This is a genomic window from Rhodoplanes sp. Z2-YC6860 (assembly GCF_001579845.1).
Lineage (GTDB): Bacteria > Pseudomonadota > Alphaproteobacteria > Rhizobiales > Xanthobacteraceae > Z2-YC6860.
Window position 1 is genome coordinate 4,707,146 of the sequence record NZ_CP007440.1, and the last position, 17,313, is coordinate 4,724,458.

A 17,313-nucleotide genomic window follows, 5' to 3' on the forward strand; every position below is an offset into this window, starting at 1 on the left:
GGCTACCGAAGCTGCGCCAGAAGCTTGACCGCGCCGGGGCTGTTGCGGGCCTTGAGGTCGGCCAGCGCCTTCATGCCGCCGGCCGCATAGGCCGCGACCGCGCGAAGAAGCTCAGCGAGTTCATGGGCTGCGCTCATATCGAACCGGCAATAGGCGCCGCGCGTCAGCCTCGCGATCTCGCGAAATGCCCGCTCGGCCGCGGCGTCGTGGCCCTCCTGGAACGCAAACACCGGCACGCCCAGCAATCCCAGTTCGCCCGCGACCGCGCAGAGGTGATCGATCGCCTCCTCCATGGCGTCGCCGACGAACACCAGCGCCTGCACCCTGCACTTCTGTGTCTCGTTTCGGGCATGGGCGAGGATCTTGCTGATCTGGGTCTGGCCGCCGCGGCAGTCGATCTTCTCCATCAGCGCGCCGAGCCGTGTTGCATCCGATACCCAGCCCGACGCACGGCACTCGGCAAGCCCGCGATAGTAGACGAGCTGAACGTCGAGTCCGCCGATGGCAGCCGTCTCGCGGAACATGTCGCCCTGCAGCCGGCAGGCGGTGTCCCAAAGCGGCTGCCGGCTCATGGTGGCGTCGAGCGCAAAAATCAGCCGTCCGCGCGGGCCGGTCTGCACGGCCGGCTTTCGCGCCTTCACCTCTTTGAGAAAGGCATCGATCTCGGAGCGCGACGACGACGTGACCGCAGTTTCGCTGCGGGTCCCGGTCGATGCGGGTGTCTGGTCCTTCGCCATAGCAGGTCCGACTTGAGATCCTGCCCTATTAAGTGCGCCTTTGCGGCGTTCGCAATGGCTTGCCAAAACCAAAACGTCGCGCTGAGCCGTTTCGCACAGACGTGCGTGCTACGCGATGATGTCGTGCAGCTCGAGCGGATTGGCCTGCGCGGCGAACCACTCCCGCCTTGCCGCAGCGCGCCGCAAACCGCGTTCGTCGAGCGGCAGCTTGAGCTGCCGCAGCAAAGACTCGACCTCCTCGCGCGCGGTGACATGCGACAGGCTGGGCCGCGTGCCGAGTGTATCCTCGTCGAGGGTGTCGAGCGCTGTGAGGCCACGCGGATAGAACTCACGAAAGATGACGCGCTCGGCTAGACCATCCACCGCGCGGAAACCCAACCGCAGTGACAGCTCTTGCAGGCCTTCACCGACCAGACGCTTGTTGCGGGAGCCGAGCACCGAAAGACGATTGCGCACCACGACCCAGTCGATCGTGGCGTGATCGACAACGCGGCGATGGCGGCGCGCCTCGCGCACCATGTCCGAGAAATGGCTGCCGCCCGTGACCGCGAAGGTGACCGGATCGACGGTGCCGAGCACATCGAAGTCGACGAAGCTGTCGTTGAGCGGCGTGATCAAGGTGTCGGCCATCGAATGCGCAAGCCGCATCAGATAGCTGTCGTGGCCCGGCGTATCGATAACGATGAAGTCGTAGTTGTGCTCGACAGCGTCGATCGCCTGCGCAAACTCGTTGAACTCGGTGGCCTCGTTGTCGGCGACCTGGGCACCCTCGCTGCGCGAGATGCAGTAGTGCTGCGGCAGCTCGAGATTGAGCTTGGCGTGCTGCGCCCAGGCTCTGCGGTTGTCGAGGTAGTGGGTGAAGCTCTTCTGGCGCGAGTCGAGATCGATGGTCGCAACCCGCTGCCCTGCTTTCAGCAGCGCGATTGCAACATGCATGGCAACAGTCGATTTTCCCGAGCCACCTTTTTCGTTGCCCAACACAACGCAAAACGCAGAACGCGGCCGCACGCCACCTTCAACCGACATGGCTCTCCTCGACGAACCAAGTCATCAAGTCACCCCCGCTTGCAGTCAAGCTTATCACGTGATTTCCATCGGTTGACGATTAACTTTGCACCAATGCCCCCAAGGTCCGATCCTGTGCCGGGAAAATCCTCGAAGGCCCCAATCGCCAAGACCCAAATCCTCCGGACGCTGCCGGCGCTGCGCCGCTGGCGCGCAGGGCTGCGCGGCCGGTCCGTGGCCCTGGTGCCGACCATGGGTGCACTGCACGACGGTCATTTGACACTGGTTCGCTACGCCCGTCGGAAATGCGATCGGGTGGTTGTTTCAATTTTCGTCAATCCGACGCAGTTCGCGCCCCATGAGGACTTCGGCAGCTATCCGCGGACCTGGGACGCCGACCTCGCTGCGCTCAAAGCGCTGAACGTCGATGCGGTTTGGGCGCCAAATGTGGCGACGATGTACCCGGAAGGCTTTGCCACGAAGATCGCGCCGGGAGGTCCGGCCCTCGCCGGATTGGAGGACAAGTTCCGCCCGCACTTCTTCGGCGGCGTCTGCACCGTGGTGGCGAAACTTCTCCTGCAGGTGCAGCCGGATATCGCCACCTTCGGCGAGAAAGACTATCAGCAGCTCAAGGTCGTCACCGCCATGGCGCGCGACCTCGACATCGCCACCAGGATTGCCGGAGTTCCAACGGTCCGCGAGAAGGACGGCCTCGCGATGTCGTCGCGGAATGCGTACCTGTCGCCGGAGGAGCGCGCTGCGGCGTCGACGCTCCATCGCATGCTCAAGGCCTGCGCGATCCGTCTCAAAAAGGCGGAACCGGTCGCGCAGACCCTGATCGAGGGCGAAGCCGAGATCGAGCAGGCCGGATTTGCAGTCGACTATCTCGAAGCCCGGCACGCCGAGACGCTGGCGCGGATCGCCTCGATCAAGGACGGACCGGTGCGTCTCCTCGTGGCCGCTAAGATCGGCCGCACCCGGCTGATCGACAATATCGCGGTTTAGAGTAGCCCAAGCTCCCGCAGTTCTCGCCGCAGCGGCTCGGGCAGATCGGCCGTGCCGCGGCCGAGCCGGTCGAGATCCGGCGGCGCGTCCTTCGGGTCGAGATAGCGCCAGCCCTGGAACGCGCGATAGGGCCTCGGCCGCACCGGCACGCATTTCGGATCGAGGATCAACCGGCAGCGACCGATGCCGTCCTTATCGACAAAGGGCTTGATGTCGAGAATCCGCTCGCGGCACAGGATCTCGCCCTTGATCACCCAGTAGATCGAGCCGCCGTCGAGGATTTCGTCAACGCGCTTGGGCACCATGCGCGTGGTGTGGAAGCGCTCAGGCTTTTTGACGCCGCGCTTTTTCTGTTCTTTCCGCTTCTGCTCGATCCAGTCCTCAAGGTCCTCGATCGAGTCGGTTCCAACGCTCAGCTTGATGAGATGCAGGGACATGGCTTGGTTCTAGCAGGTCGACCCGCCCGCCGGAATCGCGTTCCGCGCAGCGGTGGATATCGTGAATGGCCGCCTGATCAGGCTTCGCCTTCAGCCTCGATGGTCATCAACCGGGCGCCTTCGGCGACCTGCTGGCCAGGCGCGACCGCGATGCCTGCGACGCGGCCGGGCCGTCGCGCGGTGAGCGCGTGTTCCATCTTCATCGCCTCGATCACGGCAAGGCGCTGCCCCTTCTCGACGCGGTCGCCGTCGGCGACCAGCAATGCCAGCACCTTGCCGTGCATCGGCGCCTTGATCTGGCCGTCGCCATCGGCGTGATCGACGTCGCCGGAACCGGCTTGCACAGGCCGCACCACCGTCTGACGCCCGCGATGGAGAACGTAGATCGCCTGATCGGCCTCGACCGCCATGGCATCGGCAGCAGGCGCCTCGCCGGCCACCGTCACCGCCGGACCATTGCGCCCGTAAGCCACACGAGCCTCGGCCGGTTCGCCATCGAGCAGGACCGGCAGCGCCATCACGCGCGCACCGGAAAGCTGGAAGCCGTCGGTCGCGTCCCAGGGCGATGGCGGCTCATCGGCGGCGCGGTTCACGCTTCGCCCGATCCGCGCCCACTCCTGCTCCAGGAGCCGCGCGGCGCCGAGGGCTGCAGCCGCGCCGTCGGGCTCGGCGCTGCCGAGCAGCGCTGGATTGCGATCGATGAAACCGGTGTCGAAGGTGCCGGCACGGAACTCCGGTGCGCGGCAGAGCGAAGACAGCAGCGCCAGATTGGTGCGCGGGCCCACGGCCACCGTGCGATCGAGCGCCGACGCAAGCTGCTCCAAGGCGGCCTCGCGGGTTGCGGCATACGCGATCATCTTGGCGATCATCGGATCGTAGTAGGGCGAGATCGCACTGCCCTGCTCCACGCCGGTGTCGACCCGCACACCATCCGGAAACTGCAACGCGACCAGCGTGCCGGTCGACGGCAGGAAGCCGCGCGCCGGATCCTCGGCATAAAACCGCGCTTCGACGGCATGGCCATCGAGCGGCACCTGCGCCTGTGTCAGCGGCAGCTTCTCGCCCGCAGCAATCCGGAACTGCCATTCCACCAGATCGAGTCCCGTGATGGCCTCGGTCACCGGATGCTCGACCTGGAGTCGCGTGTTCATCTCCATGAACCAGTAGCCGCCGGGCTGGAGCCCGTTCGAGCCGTCGGCGATGAATTCGACGGTGCCTGCGCCCGTATAGCCGACCGCGAGCGCAGCCTTCACGGCGGCATCGCCCATCGCAGCGCGCAGCTCCAGGCTCATGCCGGGCGCCGGCGCCTCCTCGATCACCTTCTGATGGCGGCGCTGCAACGAGCAGTCCCGTTCGTTCAGATGAATGGCGTTGCCGTGGCTGTCGGCGAACACCTGCATCTCGATGTGGCGCGGAGCCGCGACGTATTTCTCGATCAGCACGCGCGCATCGCCGAACGAATTCTTGGCTTCGCGTTGCGCGCTTTCCAGCGCGGCGTCGAACTCGGCGTGGCGATCGACACGGCGCATGCCCTTGCCGCCGCCGCCGGCCACCGCCTTGATCAGCACCGGATAACCGATCTCGTAGGCCTTCTGCTTGAGAAAGCCCGGCTCCTGAAGCTCACCGTGATAGCCCGGCACGACCGGCACGCCGGCTTTCTGCATCAGCGCCTTGGCGCGATCCTTCAGGCCCATCGCACGGATCGCCGAAGGCGGCGGACCGACGAAGACGATGCCGGCCGCGACGCAGGCTTCCGCAAACTCCGCATTCTCGGAAAGGAAGCCGTAGCCCGGATGAATGCACTGCGCGCCGGACTTCCGCGCCACCTCGATGATCCGCTCGACGACCAGATAGCTTTCGGCGGCGGGCGCAGGTCCGATCAGATGAGCTTCATCGCATTGGCGCACATGCAGCGCGTCGCGGTCGGCCTCGGAATAGACTGCGATGGTCCGCATGCCGAGCCGTTTCGCCGTGCGCGCAATGCGGCAGGCGATCTCGCCGCGGTTGGCGATCAGGACCGAGGCGAACATATTCGCAACACCGCCATCAGCGCTGGCCGGAGGTTTGCGCCGGCGGCGCAGCCTGTGGCTGTTGCAACGTGGGTCCGCCAGGTGCTGGTGGCGGCGGCGCCTCTTTGCGCTGCGCTTGCGAGCGCGCCGGACGTTTTGCGGCGGGTTTCGCTTCAGCCGGAGGCGGCGTGCCGGGTTCCGGCGCCATGATGCTGACGGCTGGGATCGAAGACGATGACGGGAAGTCGTACTTCGGATGGCCCGGCGTCGAGCCCGCGGCCTGAGCCAGCGGCTGCGCAGGCGCTGTGGTGCCGGAGGCAAGCGTCGGATCGTTGGTCTGTGGCGGCGGAGCGGCCGGCGCCTGCGGCGCGGCGGCGAGCGCCGGAGACGGCGATGCCATCGGATTGGATGGAGGCAATGGCACGGCACCAGCCGGCGGCTGGTTCGATGCGACCGGCGGCTGCTGGATCACGATCTGCGGCTGTTGCGGCGACGGCTGAGCGCCAGCACCTGCGGCACTGACCGCAACAGCGCCCGGATTCCAGGCGAGCGAATGAATGCTGACATGGGCATCAAAGGTCCGCGACCGCATCCCTGACAGAATGCGCGAACTGTCACGGACGAGCTTGAGATCGGGACAATCCGTACCCATACAGCCTCGTGTCATCAGCACATGCGACACCAGACCAAACCGGTCGGCCTCGAGCCCACGTCGCAACCGCTCGAAGGATGGACGATAGGCCGGATCGCGGTCGGCAATCTTGACGCCGGCCGCGAGCAGCGAAACGCGCGCGTCGATATAGGCAACGGCGGCTGCGACCATTTCGGGACTGGCGAACAGCGACTTCTCGCAGGCGGCCTCAACCGCGGGCCCTGCCACCGCATCGAGGCAGGCGAGCGCCGAGCCCGGCTGGATCGCGCGAATGGTGAGATCGGCGGCGCGGGCCTCGAGCGCACGGCGCTCGACGATCTGATCGCGGATCGAGGAGCGGTCGAGCAAAGCCCAGGCGACCAACACGCCGACCAGGACCAACGCGCCGCGCCACATCTTGCCGGACAGGCCCGCGTCGCCAGCCTTGCGGAACGCCACGACACCGAACGCTGCCACGGTCGCGAGGGCAACGCCCGCCAGAAATACCGTCAGCACCACCATAGCGGTGGTGAGATCGGTTCCAGGCAGGACGTTGATCGAACCCAGCATGCTATCGCCGCGCGCGCTTACCTTGTTGTCGTTGAAGGCCTCGAAGGCCGCCCCAAATCCCAGCCCCTAATATGCCGTAGTGCACCGATTGAGGCCAATCCGGAATTACCGATCGCTCGGAACCGCCGGCGGGCGAAATGCCCGACAGCGTCTGGGCAATCGCTCGTCCGTCCGCGTCGCAGGATTAACCATGCCGGTCCAAATTCGAGCGGTTTGACGTCGGAATGCGCCGAATTCCGCAAGGCTCCACGACGGCGGGAACCGCGATCAAGCGCCGCCGGGCGTGCGGAACGAATGCGCGAGATCACCCGCCGCCGCGAACGCGCCCTTGGCCTCGACCGCACTCAGCGCCAGCGTGGTCCGCAGATCGGTGACGCCGCCCGCGCCTGCTGCGGAAAGCAGGATCGCCGCCATCTGGGTCTCGCCCGGCGCTTCGATGATCGTGAGGAAGTCGTATTCGCCAAAGGTCAGGTAATAGCCGATGAGGCGCCCGCCGGCACGCGCAGCATGCTTCGACAGCGCCTCGAAGCGGTCCTCGGGCTTCACGATCATGCCCTTGATCGCCTCGCGGCTGTAACGGCCTTGGGTGATGAAAGTCGCCATGATGCTTTTCCTTGGTTCGCCCGACTTCTATCAGCGCGATATCGCGCGTCCACGGCAACAGTAAGTGCTCCAAATGAAAACGGGCTCCTGTCTGGAGCCCGTTGTCATTCGATATCCGATCGCAGCTAGAGCTCGTGGTCGAGTTGGCTTTCCTTGGCAACCCGCTCGAACGCTTCGCCGTTGCTCTTGATGCGGTACTGATGCTCGTCGCCGTCGGTCGGCAGAAGCTTCACCACCGTGAAAGAGCTAGGCGAACTCGCACCAGCACGCGTGAACGGGCCAGCCGTGTAACGAACATTCTCACCAATCGAATACTTATGGTTCTTGAGCACCGAGACCCCCAATCGCACGCTGAGGACACACCCCACTTACGGCATTCAGGTCCTGAATGGCCGTTCAGACAAACCTTAACACCGATATCGGTAGGATGGTGCGAAAAATGCACAGGTCGGGCCGGAGACATCAGTCCATCAAGATAATCGATATATTTGCAAAATCAGATAATTACCCCCGAAAACTAAGATATGAGTCAAGCTGCAATGCCCCACATGCGCCATGCGTATGGCTTCGGAGAGATTGACGGAAAAGGGCAATTGGACCCGGCTTTGGACACCTAAAACGTCTCCACCCAGGGCCGCACCTCCACCTCGTGGGACCAGGCGCTTTTGGGTTGCCGGATGACGCTGAGATACGTCGCCGCGATCGCGTCCGGGTCGAGCAGGCTCTCCGATTTGCCCTGCGGCTCGGCCCGGCGTTCGCTTTTGATGCCGCCATCAATGATGACATGGGCGACGTGGACGCCCTTGGGGTGCAGTTCCCGCGCCATGCTCTGGGCCAGCCCGCGGAGCGCGAACTTGCCCATGGCAAACGGCGCCGACTGGGCATAACCCTTCACGCTCGCCGACGCCCCGGTGAAGACAATGCAGCCGTGCCCTTTGGGCAACATCCGCCGGACAGCCTGCTGCGCGACCAGAAAGCCGCCGAAAGCCGACACCATCAGCGACTTCTCGACCTCGGCCGGATCGAGTTCGGCCACCGGCCCGCGGGTGCGGTAGCTTGGGTTGAACACCACGATCTCCGGCGCGCCAAACCCGCGATCCAGATCGGCGAACAGCTTCTCGACATCGACCGGCTTGCTGGCGTCGCAGGGAAACAGCACGGCGCCGGTCTCCTGCGCCAGCCCTGCGAGATCGGCGGTGGAGCGCGCAGCGAGCGCGAGCTTCACACCCTCGCCGCTCAGCGCGCGGGCCAGCGACGCGCTCAAGCCTGAGCCTGCGCCCACGATCAGCGCCGAACCGTATCCTACCGCCATTGTCCATCTCCCGACTGGATGAAACGCACACGTAGGCACTCTTGCCCGACAACGCCATTGCCGCGGCCTCCATCAAACGACACAATAACCGAAGCCCGGGGGTGATCGAATGCGTGCGGCGTTCTACGAACGTAACGGCGCGGCGCGCGACGTGCTCCACGTCGCCGACGTCGACACACCCATTCCTGGACCCGGCGAGGTCCGTGTCAGGCTCAAGGCCTCCGGCGTCAATCCATCCGATGTGAAGGCGCGCGAGGGCCGCACCCGGAAGATCGCCTACCCGCGGGTGATCCCGCACAGCGATGGCGCCGGCGTGATCGAGATGGTCGGCGATGGCGTACCGGCGCAGCGCCAAGGCGAACGCGTCTGGGTGTGGAACGCACAATGGAAGCGGCCGCACGGCACCTGCGCCGAATATGTCGTGCTGCCGGCGCAATATGCGGTGCCGATGCCGGCGCATGTCAGCGACGAGGCCGGCGCCTGCCTCGGTATTCCGGCCATGACCGCCTGCAACGCCGTCGACGTCGCGGGCGTTACCAAGGGCATGACCGTGCTGGTGACCGGCGGCGCGGGCGGCGTCGGCCATTACGCCATCCAGTTCGCCAAGGCACGCGGCGCGACCGTGCTCACCACCGTGAGTTCGGACTCCAAGGCCGAACTCGCCAGCAAGGCCGGCGCCGACCACACCATCGACTACAAGCGCGAAAACGTCGGCGAGCGGGTCGCCGCGCTGACCGGCAAGGCCATGGTCGACGCAGTGATCGAGATGGATCTCGCCGCCAACGCCAGGCTCTATCCCGGCGTTCTGCATGCGCGCAGCAGCGTGGTGATCTATGGCACCGGCAGCGCCGAAGCCTCGATCCCGGCGCAAGCACTGCTGGTCAACGGCATCCGGCTGCAATTCATCTACGTCTACGAACTGACTGCGGCCGAGCGCAACTCGGCGGTCACCGGCATCACGCGGATGCTCGAGAACAAGACGCTGATCAACAACGTGGCCATGACATTGCCGCTCAACGATATCGTCGCGGCCCATGAGGCCGTCGAGCAAGGCAAGGCCATGGGCAATGTGGTGGTCACGCTCTAACGGACGAACGGTTTTGAAAAGGCTGGGAGGATCGTCATGCTTCGTCTTCTTGCGCTGGCCTGGTTGGCCATGACCATGGCCGGTGCGTCGGCCGCGCTCGCCGAGGATGCCACGTTCTACACCGTGACCTATGTCGAGGTCGGGCCGGTGCTGGGCAAGGTCGGCGCCACGGCGTTGAAGAGCTATCGGGATGCGTCGCGCAAGGAAAACGGCGTCGTCGCCTTCGAGGTGTTTCAGCGCATCGACCGGCCCAACCAGTTCGCCGTATTGGCCAGTTGGGCCAACCAGGCGGCTTACGATGCCCACGCTGCAGGCGATAACGTGAAAAAGCTCAACGACAAGCTCGCCACCATGCTGGTGGCGCCGACCGACACACGCCAGCACAATGCGTTGTCGGTGACGCCGCAGAAGACCGGCAAGGACCCGGTCGTCGCCATCACCCATGTCGACGTGATCCCGCCGCAGAAGGACAATGCCGTGGGCGCGCTGAAGGAGCTTGCCGACAACAGCCGCAAGCAGCGGGACAACCTGTCGTTCGAAGTCTGGCAACAGACCAACCGGCCGAACCACTTCACCGTGGTCGAAGCCTGGGCTTCTCAGGGCGCCTTCAACGTGCACCAGATGGAGAAGGACACCCGCGAGTTCCGCACCAAGCTCGCCCCGATGGCCGGCGCGCTCTATGACGAGCGGCTCTACAAGTGGCTGAACAAGTAGCCCTCCGGCCGATGCTCTAGCCTCTGTGTTTCGCGAACGGCGCCCTTCAATCATACGAAGGGCGCGCGGCCGGGCCGCCGCTATATAGAGAGCGCCATCGATCGAACGGGTGCTCTCGCCGTGCTCCACGCGCTGCTGCCATTTGTCTTTGCGCTGCTCTGGGCGTCGTCCTACGTCGCCGCCAAGGTCGGCCTGATCGACGCCTCGCCGTTCGCACTGGTCGGCGCGCGGCTGTCGATCGCGGCCGCGGCAGCGGCATTGCTGATGTGGCTGATGGGCCGGCGCTGGCCGCGCGCGAAATCCTGGCCGTACATCCTCCTCGGCGGCGCGCTCCTGCACGGCCTCGGCCTGTCGATGACGCACGCCGCCCTCGTCGCGGTCGACGCCACGCCGACCGCGCTGGTGCATGCGTTTCATCCGATCCTGACCGCTGCGCTGAGCGTCGGGCTGTTCAACGAGCGCTTCGCGCCGTGGCAATGGCTCGGCGTATTCCTTGGCTTTGTCGGCGTGCTGCTCGGCGTGCCGCTGTCGCTCGGCAGCGGCAATCTCGCACTGCTCGCGCTCAGCCTGTTCGGACTGACCGCCGGCACGCTGACGCTGAAACGCTTCGCCGCCGACGTGCCGGCCTTCGAGTCGACGTCGGTGCAACTCATCGGCGGCGCCGCGATGACGGTTGTCTTGATGCTGCTGTTCGAAACGCCGCACTGGCATTGGACCGCGCATTTCGTCGAGGCGCTGGCCTGGAATACGGTCGCAATGTCGATCGGCGGCATGGCGATCTACAGCCTGATGCTGGAGCGCTACGGCGCAGGCCGCGCGTCGTCGGGCTTCTTCGTCGTGCCCGGCGCGTCGGCGATTCTCGCGATGGCGCTTCTTGGCGAACATCTTTCGCCAATGGCGATCGCCGGACTTGCGGCATCCACCATCGGTGTCGTTCTCGTGTGGTGGAAGCCAAAGCCGAATTGATTGTGGAACCTTCCTTCGTCGACGCTGTTTGTTTGTCAAACACCTGACGGAGGAACACATGGGTTTTGGACGAGGTTTGTTGCTGTGGATGCTTGGCATCCCGTTGCCGATCATTCTTCTGCTGGCGTTGTTCTGGCATCACTGACCGCGCGACTTAGCGTGTCTCATCAAACCAACACGGCCTGTGGCGCAATGCGCTGCGGGCCGCGTTGTTTTTTGCTTCGCTTCAAACAGGTCATGCTCCGCCGTCCCGGGGTTTTGTTTTCGGACGCCCGGGTGCGCCCGTCTCCCTGTTTTCCTTCTCTCTCCCGAGCGGGAGAGGAATGGAGCGCCGGGAGGCGCCACGGAGCTTGCGAGGCTCCGTCAGGCCAGCCTTGCGATCGGCCGGCCTGCGCGCCGAGCTTCCGGGACCCAATGCTGTGAGGGCAGTGGGGGTCCCGGGGCGCGCGGGCCGTGCGAAGAGCCCGACGCCTCCCGGCGCTCCATCCGCGGCACGCGTTGTCGGCGGCCGCGTCTTGCTCCGTCATCAGGCGTCGCGATCGACGACGCCTTTCGACGGTGCAGGACGAAATGATCGTTACGCTAGATGAAAGAACAAATCAAGAACAATAATGACACCAACTTGATGGCATGAACCCTCCCCGGCCGGCGCGCGACACATGGCCAGCGCCCATCGCACGCGATCCGCGCGGCTGGAATCCGATGAAGCCTCAAACCCGATGCACGCTCGCGCCGAGTCTCGCCGCCGGCGTCCTATTGGCACTGGCCTCGCAGGCCTTCGCGCAATCCTCGGCGCCATTGCTCGAGCCGAAGCCCAGCTTTCAGCCCGGTATGTACGAGACCGAGAGCCGCAACTCGGCGTTCCAGGATCAGCCGGTGAAGAGCCGGACCTGCATCGCGTCGGAAGACTTCGACGCCTTCCGGCAGGAGACGATGGCGCAATATCAGAAATCGCCGCAGTTCGTGAAGGATTGTCAGCTGAGCGACACCCGCACACTGCCGAACGGCTTTGCGTTCGCGATGCAGTGCAAGGGCACCAAGACCATCCTCACCTATCGCTTCGGCAAGGACATGGTCAGCGGCACCATCGACACGCTGATCGTCAGCGCGCCGAAGTATTCGTCGTCGATCCTGACGATGATGCGGCGGGTCGGCGATTGTCCGGGGCAGCAGTCGGGACGGCCGTTGTAATACGCACCAACTCGTAGGGTAGGCTGAGCGTAGCGAAGCCACGCAGCGTCAGGCAGAACGCGTGGGCACGGCGCTTCGCGCCTTTTGCCACCCTACGATCTGTCCGAATGAGCGAGTTGCTCCATCCGCTGTCGCAAAAACTCGATCGCCTCCTGGCCGGTCGCAAAACCGGAAAGCTCCGCCGGTTGGACCGGCATTCCGATCGTGGCGCGCAGCGTGCGACCGCGATAGTCTTCCACCGCGCAGATGGCCCGCACGTTCTGCAGCACCGGCAAAAAAGCACCGAGAAACCGTGACGTCCAATTTGGTGCCCCATGCAAATAGACCGGCAACACCGTCGCGCGGGTTTGCAAGGCCATCGCCGCAACGTGTGGACTCCACACCCGGTCCGCGACCGACAAATGGCGCCAGTGGAAGCGCGAGACGCGGGCGGCGGGAAACACCAGCAAGGCTTTGCCGTCAGCAAGCCATCGCATCGCCCGCCGCAGGCTGCGCATGGTGAGGTTGCGCCTGCTCCGGCTCCCTGGCCGCCCCACAAAAAACCACCGGTCCTGAAAGTCCGGAATGACCGTCATCATACTGTGAGCCATGATCGAGACTTCGGACCGCACAGTCCGAAGCACCGCGTCGATCAGCATGCCGTCAAAGAAACCAAGCGGATGGTTTGCGACGATGAGGAGCGGACCCGTTTTCGGAATGGCTTGTAACGGCGCTCCGGCCAATTCAACGCGCACTTTTGATGCATCGAGGAAGATTTGCGAGAACTCCTCGGGGGTGCAGCGCGGCAATTCTCTGTAGACCCGGTTGAACTGCGCAAAGCCGAGCAGCCGATGCACGTGCGGCGTGACCGCCTCCGCCAACGGGCCCGGCAAACCCTTTTTTCGAAGGTTGACGGTAAAAACCTCGGCACATCGCGGCGGAGATGCGTGCCGCGTGTCAGCGTTCATCGGCGCGGTCGCTTCATCGGGCGGCAACCGGTTCATGCTCAATTCGGCAGTTGGACCAGCTTGCGAATGCTGCCGCGCACGTGGGAGCCGGCAAACGCGCGATCCTGTGGAAAGAGCGTGGCCGGAATTCGGCCCTGCGGCGTGAGCGTCAGCGTGACTTTGTAGTCGATGGGGATATCCGGCGCCAACGCCACGCGAAAGCGCGTCAGGATCGTCGCCACCATCACCTTGAGCAGCGATGTGCCAAAGTTCGAGCCCGGACAGGTGTACGGACCGGCGCTGAAGCGGAAAAACTCGTAGAGCGACGGATTGAGGTTCGCCCATCGCTCGGGCTTGAAGCAGTCGGGGTCGGGATACAGATCGGGATCGCGGTTGGTGAGGAACGGGCTCAGCACCGCTTTGGTGCCCTGCGCGACCGGGATATCGCCGATCGTCGTGTCTCTCGCGGCGACGCGAAACTGCTGCGGAACGGGAGGAAAGAGACGCAGGCTCTCGTTGATCACCCCATCGAACAACGGCAGGTCCCCGATCCGGTCGACGCTCGGCGTTGCCCCCGCAAGACGCCCCTCAAGCTCGTCCAGCAAATCCCGCGCGACCTTCGGATGCTGGCACAGCAAGACCAAGGTCCACATCAAAGCGTTCTGGCAGGTCTCGAATGCCGCAACCATGAGCGGCGGGATGTGCCCGATGGTCTCGATGTCGCTGAGAGACCGGCCTTTCTCATCGGGATTGTTTGCCACGATCGCGAACAGATCGTTGCTGTCGGCCGAGCCCCGCTTGCGTTTGAGCCAATCCAGAAGACGCACCTTCAGATGTCGCCCATCCCGCAACATGTCGTGATATGGCGCACCGCGAACATTGAAAGGGCAAAGGAACACCTTCCAGGAGAACGCATGGTTGTAGAAATGATCGACCAGCTCGGCGACCGGCAAGCCACGCTCCCGGTCGTTGCCGAACAACAAACTGATCGACAACGTCTGGATCAAGCGGCGCGAATAGGCCCACAGATCGATGGTCTCGTGAATCGGCCAGCGTTCGACCTCAGCCGCCGCCAGGTCGCCCATCCGCGAGCTCTGGGCGCTGATGCTTCTTTGGCTGAGCGGCGGGACGATGAGACTGCGGTAGTGTTTGTGGGTCTCGTCATGAAGACTGAAAATGCCGGTGGACACCTCGCGCGCCGCTGAGCCTCTGGGACCGCCCGGCCCGAGCGAGCGGGTGCGCCATATCGTCGGGTCGCTCAGGACTGCGCGATTGAAGTCAGCGCCAACGCCGCTGATGATGAATGGCTTGGAATGCCGGCTGCGCCGTTTTATCGGCCACCGGATGGGTGCCGTGATGATGACGACCCGGCCCCGCTCGCGATGGCAACGGGCCAGCGTTCCGAGCGGATCGAACAGGAAGCGCGTCAGGCACCAGGCCGATTCAAGATGGTTCAGACGGGTTGGCTGCATCGATTTCAAGTCTACATCCGAAACACGCCGAACTTCGTCGGCTCGACCGGCGCGTTCAGCGCTGCAGAGAATGCCAGCGCCAGGACGCGCCGTGTCTCGCTTGGCAGAATGATGCCGTCGTCCCACAATCGCGCGGTGGCGAAATACGGATTGCCCTCGGTCTCGTACTGCGCGCGGATCGGCGCCTTGAACGCCTCCTCCTCGTCCTTGCTCCAGCTCTTGCCATCGGCCTCGATGTTGTCGCGGCGCACGGTCGCAAGCACGGACGCGGCCTGCTCGCCGCCCATCACCGAGATCCGCGCATTCGGCCAGGTGAACAGAAATCGCGGACCGTAGGCGCGCCCGCACATGCCGTAATTGCCGGCGCCGAAGCTGCCCCCGGTGATGAGCGTGATCTTCGGCACCTGAGCACAGGCCACAGCCGTGACCATCTTGGCGCCGTCCTTGGCGATGCCGCCGGCCTCGTAGTCGCGACCCACCATGAAGCCCGCGATGTTCTGCAAGAACAGAAGCGGAATGCGCCGCTGGCAGCACAGTTCGATGAAGTGCGCGGCTTTGAGCGCCGACTCCGAGAACAGGATGCCGTTGTTGGCCAGGATGCCGACCGGCATGCCGTAAAGATACGCGAAGCCGGTCACCAGCGTGGTGCCGTAGAGCGCCTTGAACTCGTCGAAGTCGGAGCCGTCGACGAGGCGCGCGATGATCTCGCGGGCATCGACCTGCTTGCGCAAATCCTGCGGCACGATGCCGTCGAGCTCGGCTGCGTCGTAATGCGGCTCGCGCGGCGGCAGCAGCGGGATGTCGACGGATTTCCTGGTGTTGAGGTTGGCGACAATGCGCCGCGCCAGTGCGATCGCGTGCGTATCGTCCATGGCCATGTGATCGGCGACGCCGGACTTGCGCGTATGCACGTCAGCGCCGCCGAGGTCTTCGGCCGAGACCACCTCGCCCGTGGCGGCCTTCACCAGCGGCGGGCCGCCGAGGAAGATCGTGCCCTGCCCTTTCACGATGATGGTCTCGTCGCTCATCGCCGGCACATAAGCCCCGCCCGCCGTGCACGAGCCCATCACCACGGCGATCTGCGGAATACCGAGCGACGACAAGGTCGCCTGGTTGTAGAAGATGCGGCCGAAGTGCTCGCGGTCGGGAAACACCTCGGTCTGGTGCGGCAGATTGGCGCCGCCGGAATCGACCAGATAGATGCATGGAAGGGCGTTCTCACGCGCGATCTCCTGGGCGCGCAGATGCTTCTTCACGGTCATCGGGTAATAAGTACCGCCCTTGATGGTCGAATCGTTGCAGACGATGACGCATTCGCGGCCTTCGATGCGGCCGATACCGGTGATGAGGCCGGCGCCGTGAATGGCGTCGTCGTACAGGCCGTTCGCCGCGAGCGGCGACAGTTCCAGGAATGGGGCGCCAGGATCAAGAAGCCGCATCACGCGGTCTCTGGGCAAAAGCTTGCCACGCGACAGATGGCGTTCGCGGATGCGTTGCGGCCCGCCGAGCGCTGCTTCGGCGCGCTTTGCTTGCAGCTCTGCCGCGAGCTCGCGCATGCGTGAGGCGTTCTCGGCAAACTCGTTCGAGCGCGTGTCGATGTTGGATGCGAAAGGCAACCGAATCTCCCTGACCGTTTCTTGGCGGTCTCTTGCAATGCGCAAAGTCTAACGTGAATGGCGCTTCAGGGTGGAACAAAAAACCGGTTTATGCGGTTTTGCGGAACGAATTTTAGCGCGAGACGTTTTTTGCAGAGCCGATGAGGACTTCGGCAAGAAACGATAATCATCAGAGGAGATGGGAATGAAGAAAACGCTTCTGGCGACGGTAGCAGCTGCAGCACTGTTCGCGGGCTCCGGCCTCGCGATGGCCCAGGGCGCAGCCAAGGAAGGCGGCGCGAAGGGTGGCGCTGCTGAAATGAATCGTGGCGGTGCATCGGAGATGCATAAGGGCGGCGCGGAAATGAACCGCGGCGCAGAGCACAAGGCTGGCGCCGAGAGCAAGAGCAAGGCTGAGACCACCGGCCAGGGTGCCGGGATGGACACCAAGGCCGACAGCAAATCCGGCGCGGACATGAAGTCCCGGAGCCAGACCGAGAAGAGCGGCGCGGCCGAGCACAACAAGTCGCAGGCCCAGAGCAAGGAAGGCCCGGCTGAGAACAAGACCCAGGCTCAGGACAACAAGGCTGCTCCGGCCAACAGGAACCAGGCGCAGGAAAATAAGATGGCCCCGGCCAATCGCAATCAGGCGCAGGAGAACCGAAACCAGCCTGCGAACCAGTCGGCGCAGGACAACAAGGCGAACACCAAGTCCACCACTACCACTGGCCAGGGTGCGGCGACTTCGACGCAGGCCGGCGGCGCGGTCAATCTGACGTCTGAGCAGAAGACCACGCTCCGGACGAGCGTGATCGAAAAGAGCGGCTCGGCGAAAATCTCGCGCAGCCAGGTCAACTTCAACATCAACGTCGGCACCGTCGTGCCGCGGAGCGGCAGCGTCCGGTACGTGGAAGTGTCTGAACCGCTGATCCGAATCCACCCGGCGTGGCGTGGCTTCAAGTACTTCGTGGTCGACGAGGAGATCGTCATCATCGATCCGGCCTCGTACACGATCGTTGCGGTGCTCAACGTCTAAGTCGACGGAGCATCCGA

17 protein-coding genes are annotated in these 17,313 nt (G+C 64.4%); 6 read left to right on the forward strand and 11 right to left on the reverse strand.

What is annotated here, in order from left to right:
• Positions 1–2: 2 nt before the first annotated feature.
• Positions 3–737, reverse strand: coding sequence for a vWA domain-containing protein (locus RHPLAN_RS21835; RefSeq protein ID WP_068021870.1), 735 nt, complete (start codon positions 735–737; stop codon positions 3–5).
• A 108-nt stretch (positions 738–845) separates the two neighbouring features.
• Positions 846–1,763, reverse strand: a complete 918-nt coding sequence (locus tag RHPLAN_RS21840) for a division plane positioning ATPase MipZ (RefSeq protein WP_068021873.1) — start codon at positions 1,761–1,763, stop codon at positions 846–848.
• A 93-nt stretch (positions 1,764–1,856) separates the two neighbouring features.
• On the opposite strand from RHPLAN_RS21840, the gene panC reads away from it, so the two are divergent.
• Positions 1,857–2,747, forward strand: a complete 891-nt coding sequence (gene panC / locus RHPLAN_RS21845; protein ID WP_068021876.1) for a pantoate--beta-alanine ligase — start codon at positions 1,857–1,859, stop codon at positions 2,745–2,747.
• On the opposite strand, the gene RHPLAN_RS21850 is transcribed toward panC, so the two are convergent.
• From RHPLAN_RS21850 to RHPLAN_RS21875, 6 genes are all read right to left on the reverse strand, one after another.
• Entirely contained in the window at positions 2,744–3,184 is a 441-nt protein-coding gene (locus tag RHPLAN_RS21850; RefSeq protein WP_068021878.1) for a DUF1489 family protein, read from the reverse strand. The genes panC and RHPLAN_RS21850 overlap by 4 nt on opposite strands.
• Before the next feature lie 77 nt (positions 3,185–3,261).
• Entirely contained in the window at positions 3,262–5,214 is a 1,953-nt protein-coding gene (locus tag RHPLAN_RS21855) for an acetyl-CoA carboxylase biotin carboxylase subunit (protein ID WP_068021881.1), read from the reverse strand.
• Between the two features lie 16 nt (positions 5,215–5,230).
• On the reverse strand, positions 5,231–6,394 hold the full coding sequence (locus RHPLAN_RS21860; RefSeq protein ID WP_068021883.1) for a hypothetical protein: 1,164 nt from the start codon (positions 6,392–6,394) through the stop codon (positions 5,231–5,233).
• A 267-nt stretch (positions 6,395–6,661) separates the two neighbouring features.
• Positions 6,662–6,997, reverse strand: coding sequence for a GYD domain-containing protein (locus RHPLAN_RS21865; protein ID WP_068021884.1), 336 nt, complete (start codon positions 6,995–6,997; stop codon positions 6,662–6,664).
• 125 nt (positions 6,998–7,122) lie between these two features.
• Complete coding sequence (locus RHPLAN_RS21870; protein ID WP_068021886.1) at positions 7,123–7,329, reverse strand: hypothetical protein; 207 nt, start codon at positions 7,327–7,329, stop codon at positions 7,123–7,125.
• Between the two features lie 281 nt (positions 7,330–7,610).
• Positions 7,611–8,309, reverse strand: coding sequence for an SDR family NAD(P)-dependent oxidoreductase (locus RHPLAN_RS21875; protein WP_068021888.1), 699 nt, complete (start codon positions 8,307–8,309; stop codon positions 7,611–7,613).
• Positions 8,310–8,418: 109 nt separating this feature from the next.
• On the opposite strand from RHPLAN_RS21875, the gene RHPLAN_RS21880 reads away from it, so the two are divergent.
• From RHPLAN_RS21880 to RHPLAN_RS21895, 4 genes are all read left to right on the forward strand, one after another.
• A complete protein-coding gene (locus RHPLAN_RS21880; protein WP_068021890.1) occupies positions 8,419–9,396 on the forward strand; it encodes an NADPH:quinone reductase in 978 nt (325 codons plus the stop codon).
• Positions 9,397–9,432: 36 nt separating this feature from the next.
• Positions 9,433–10,110 carry a putative quinol monooxygenase gene (locus RHPLAN_RS21885; RefSeq protein ID WP_068021891.1) on the forward strand — a complete coding sequence of 226 codons (678 nt, stop codon included), beginning with the start codon at positions 9,433–9,435 and terminating at the stop codon, positions 10,108–10,110.
• A gap of 120 nt (positions 10,111–10,230) precedes the next feature.
• A complete protein-coding gene (locus RHPLAN_RS21890) occupies positions 10,231–11,076 on the forward strand; it encodes a DMT family transporter (RefSeq protein ID WP_068021892.1) in 846 nt (281 codons plus the stop codon).
• A gap of 702 nt (positions 11,077–11,778) precedes the next feature.
• Positions 11,779–12,267, forward strand: a complete 489-nt coding sequence (locus RHPLAN_RS21895) for a DUF3617 domain-containing protein (protein ID WP_157100403.1) — start codon at positions 11,779–11,781, stop codon at positions 12,265–12,267.
• A 92-nt stretch (positions 12,268–12,359) separates the two neighbouring features.
• On the opposite strand, the gene RHPLAN_RS21900 is transcribed toward RHPLAN_RS21895, so the two are convergent.
• From RHPLAN_RS21900 to RHPLAN_RS21910, 3 genes are read right to left on the reverse strand one after another with little or no spacing between them, the layout of a single operon-like run.
• A complete protein-coding gene (locus tag RHPLAN_RS21900; protein WP_068021898.1) occupies positions 12,360–13,250 on the reverse strand; it encodes a 1-acyl-sn-glycerol-3-phosphate acyltransferase in 891 nt (296 codons plus the stop codon).
• Positions 13,251–13,252: 2 nt separating this feature from the next.
• Entirely contained in the window at positions 13,253–14,665 is a 1,413-nt protein-coding gene (locus RHPLAN_RS21905; RefSeq protein ID WP_157100404.1) for a cytochrome P450, read from the reverse strand.
• 11 nt (positions 14,666–14,676) lie between these two features.
• Positions 14,677–16,281 carry a carboxyl transferase domain-containing protein gene (locus tag RHPLAN_RS21910; RefSeq protein ID WP_068021904.1) on the reverse strand — a complete coding sequence of 535 codons (1,605 nt, stop codon included), beginning with the start codon at positions 16,279–16,281 and terminating at the stop codon, positions 14,677–14,679.
• Positions 16,282–16,465: 184 nt separating this feature from the next.
• Here RHPLAN_RS21910 and RHPLAN_RS21915 point away from each other — a divergent pair, with 184 nt between their 5' ends.
• On the forward strand, positions 16,466–17,296 hold the full coding sequence (locus RHPLAN_RS21915) for a DUF1236 domain-containing protein (RefSeq protein ID WP_068021907.1): 831 nt from the start codon (positions 16,466–16,468) through the stop codon (positions 17,294–17,296).
• Positions 17,297–17,313: the final 17 nt, after the last annotated feature.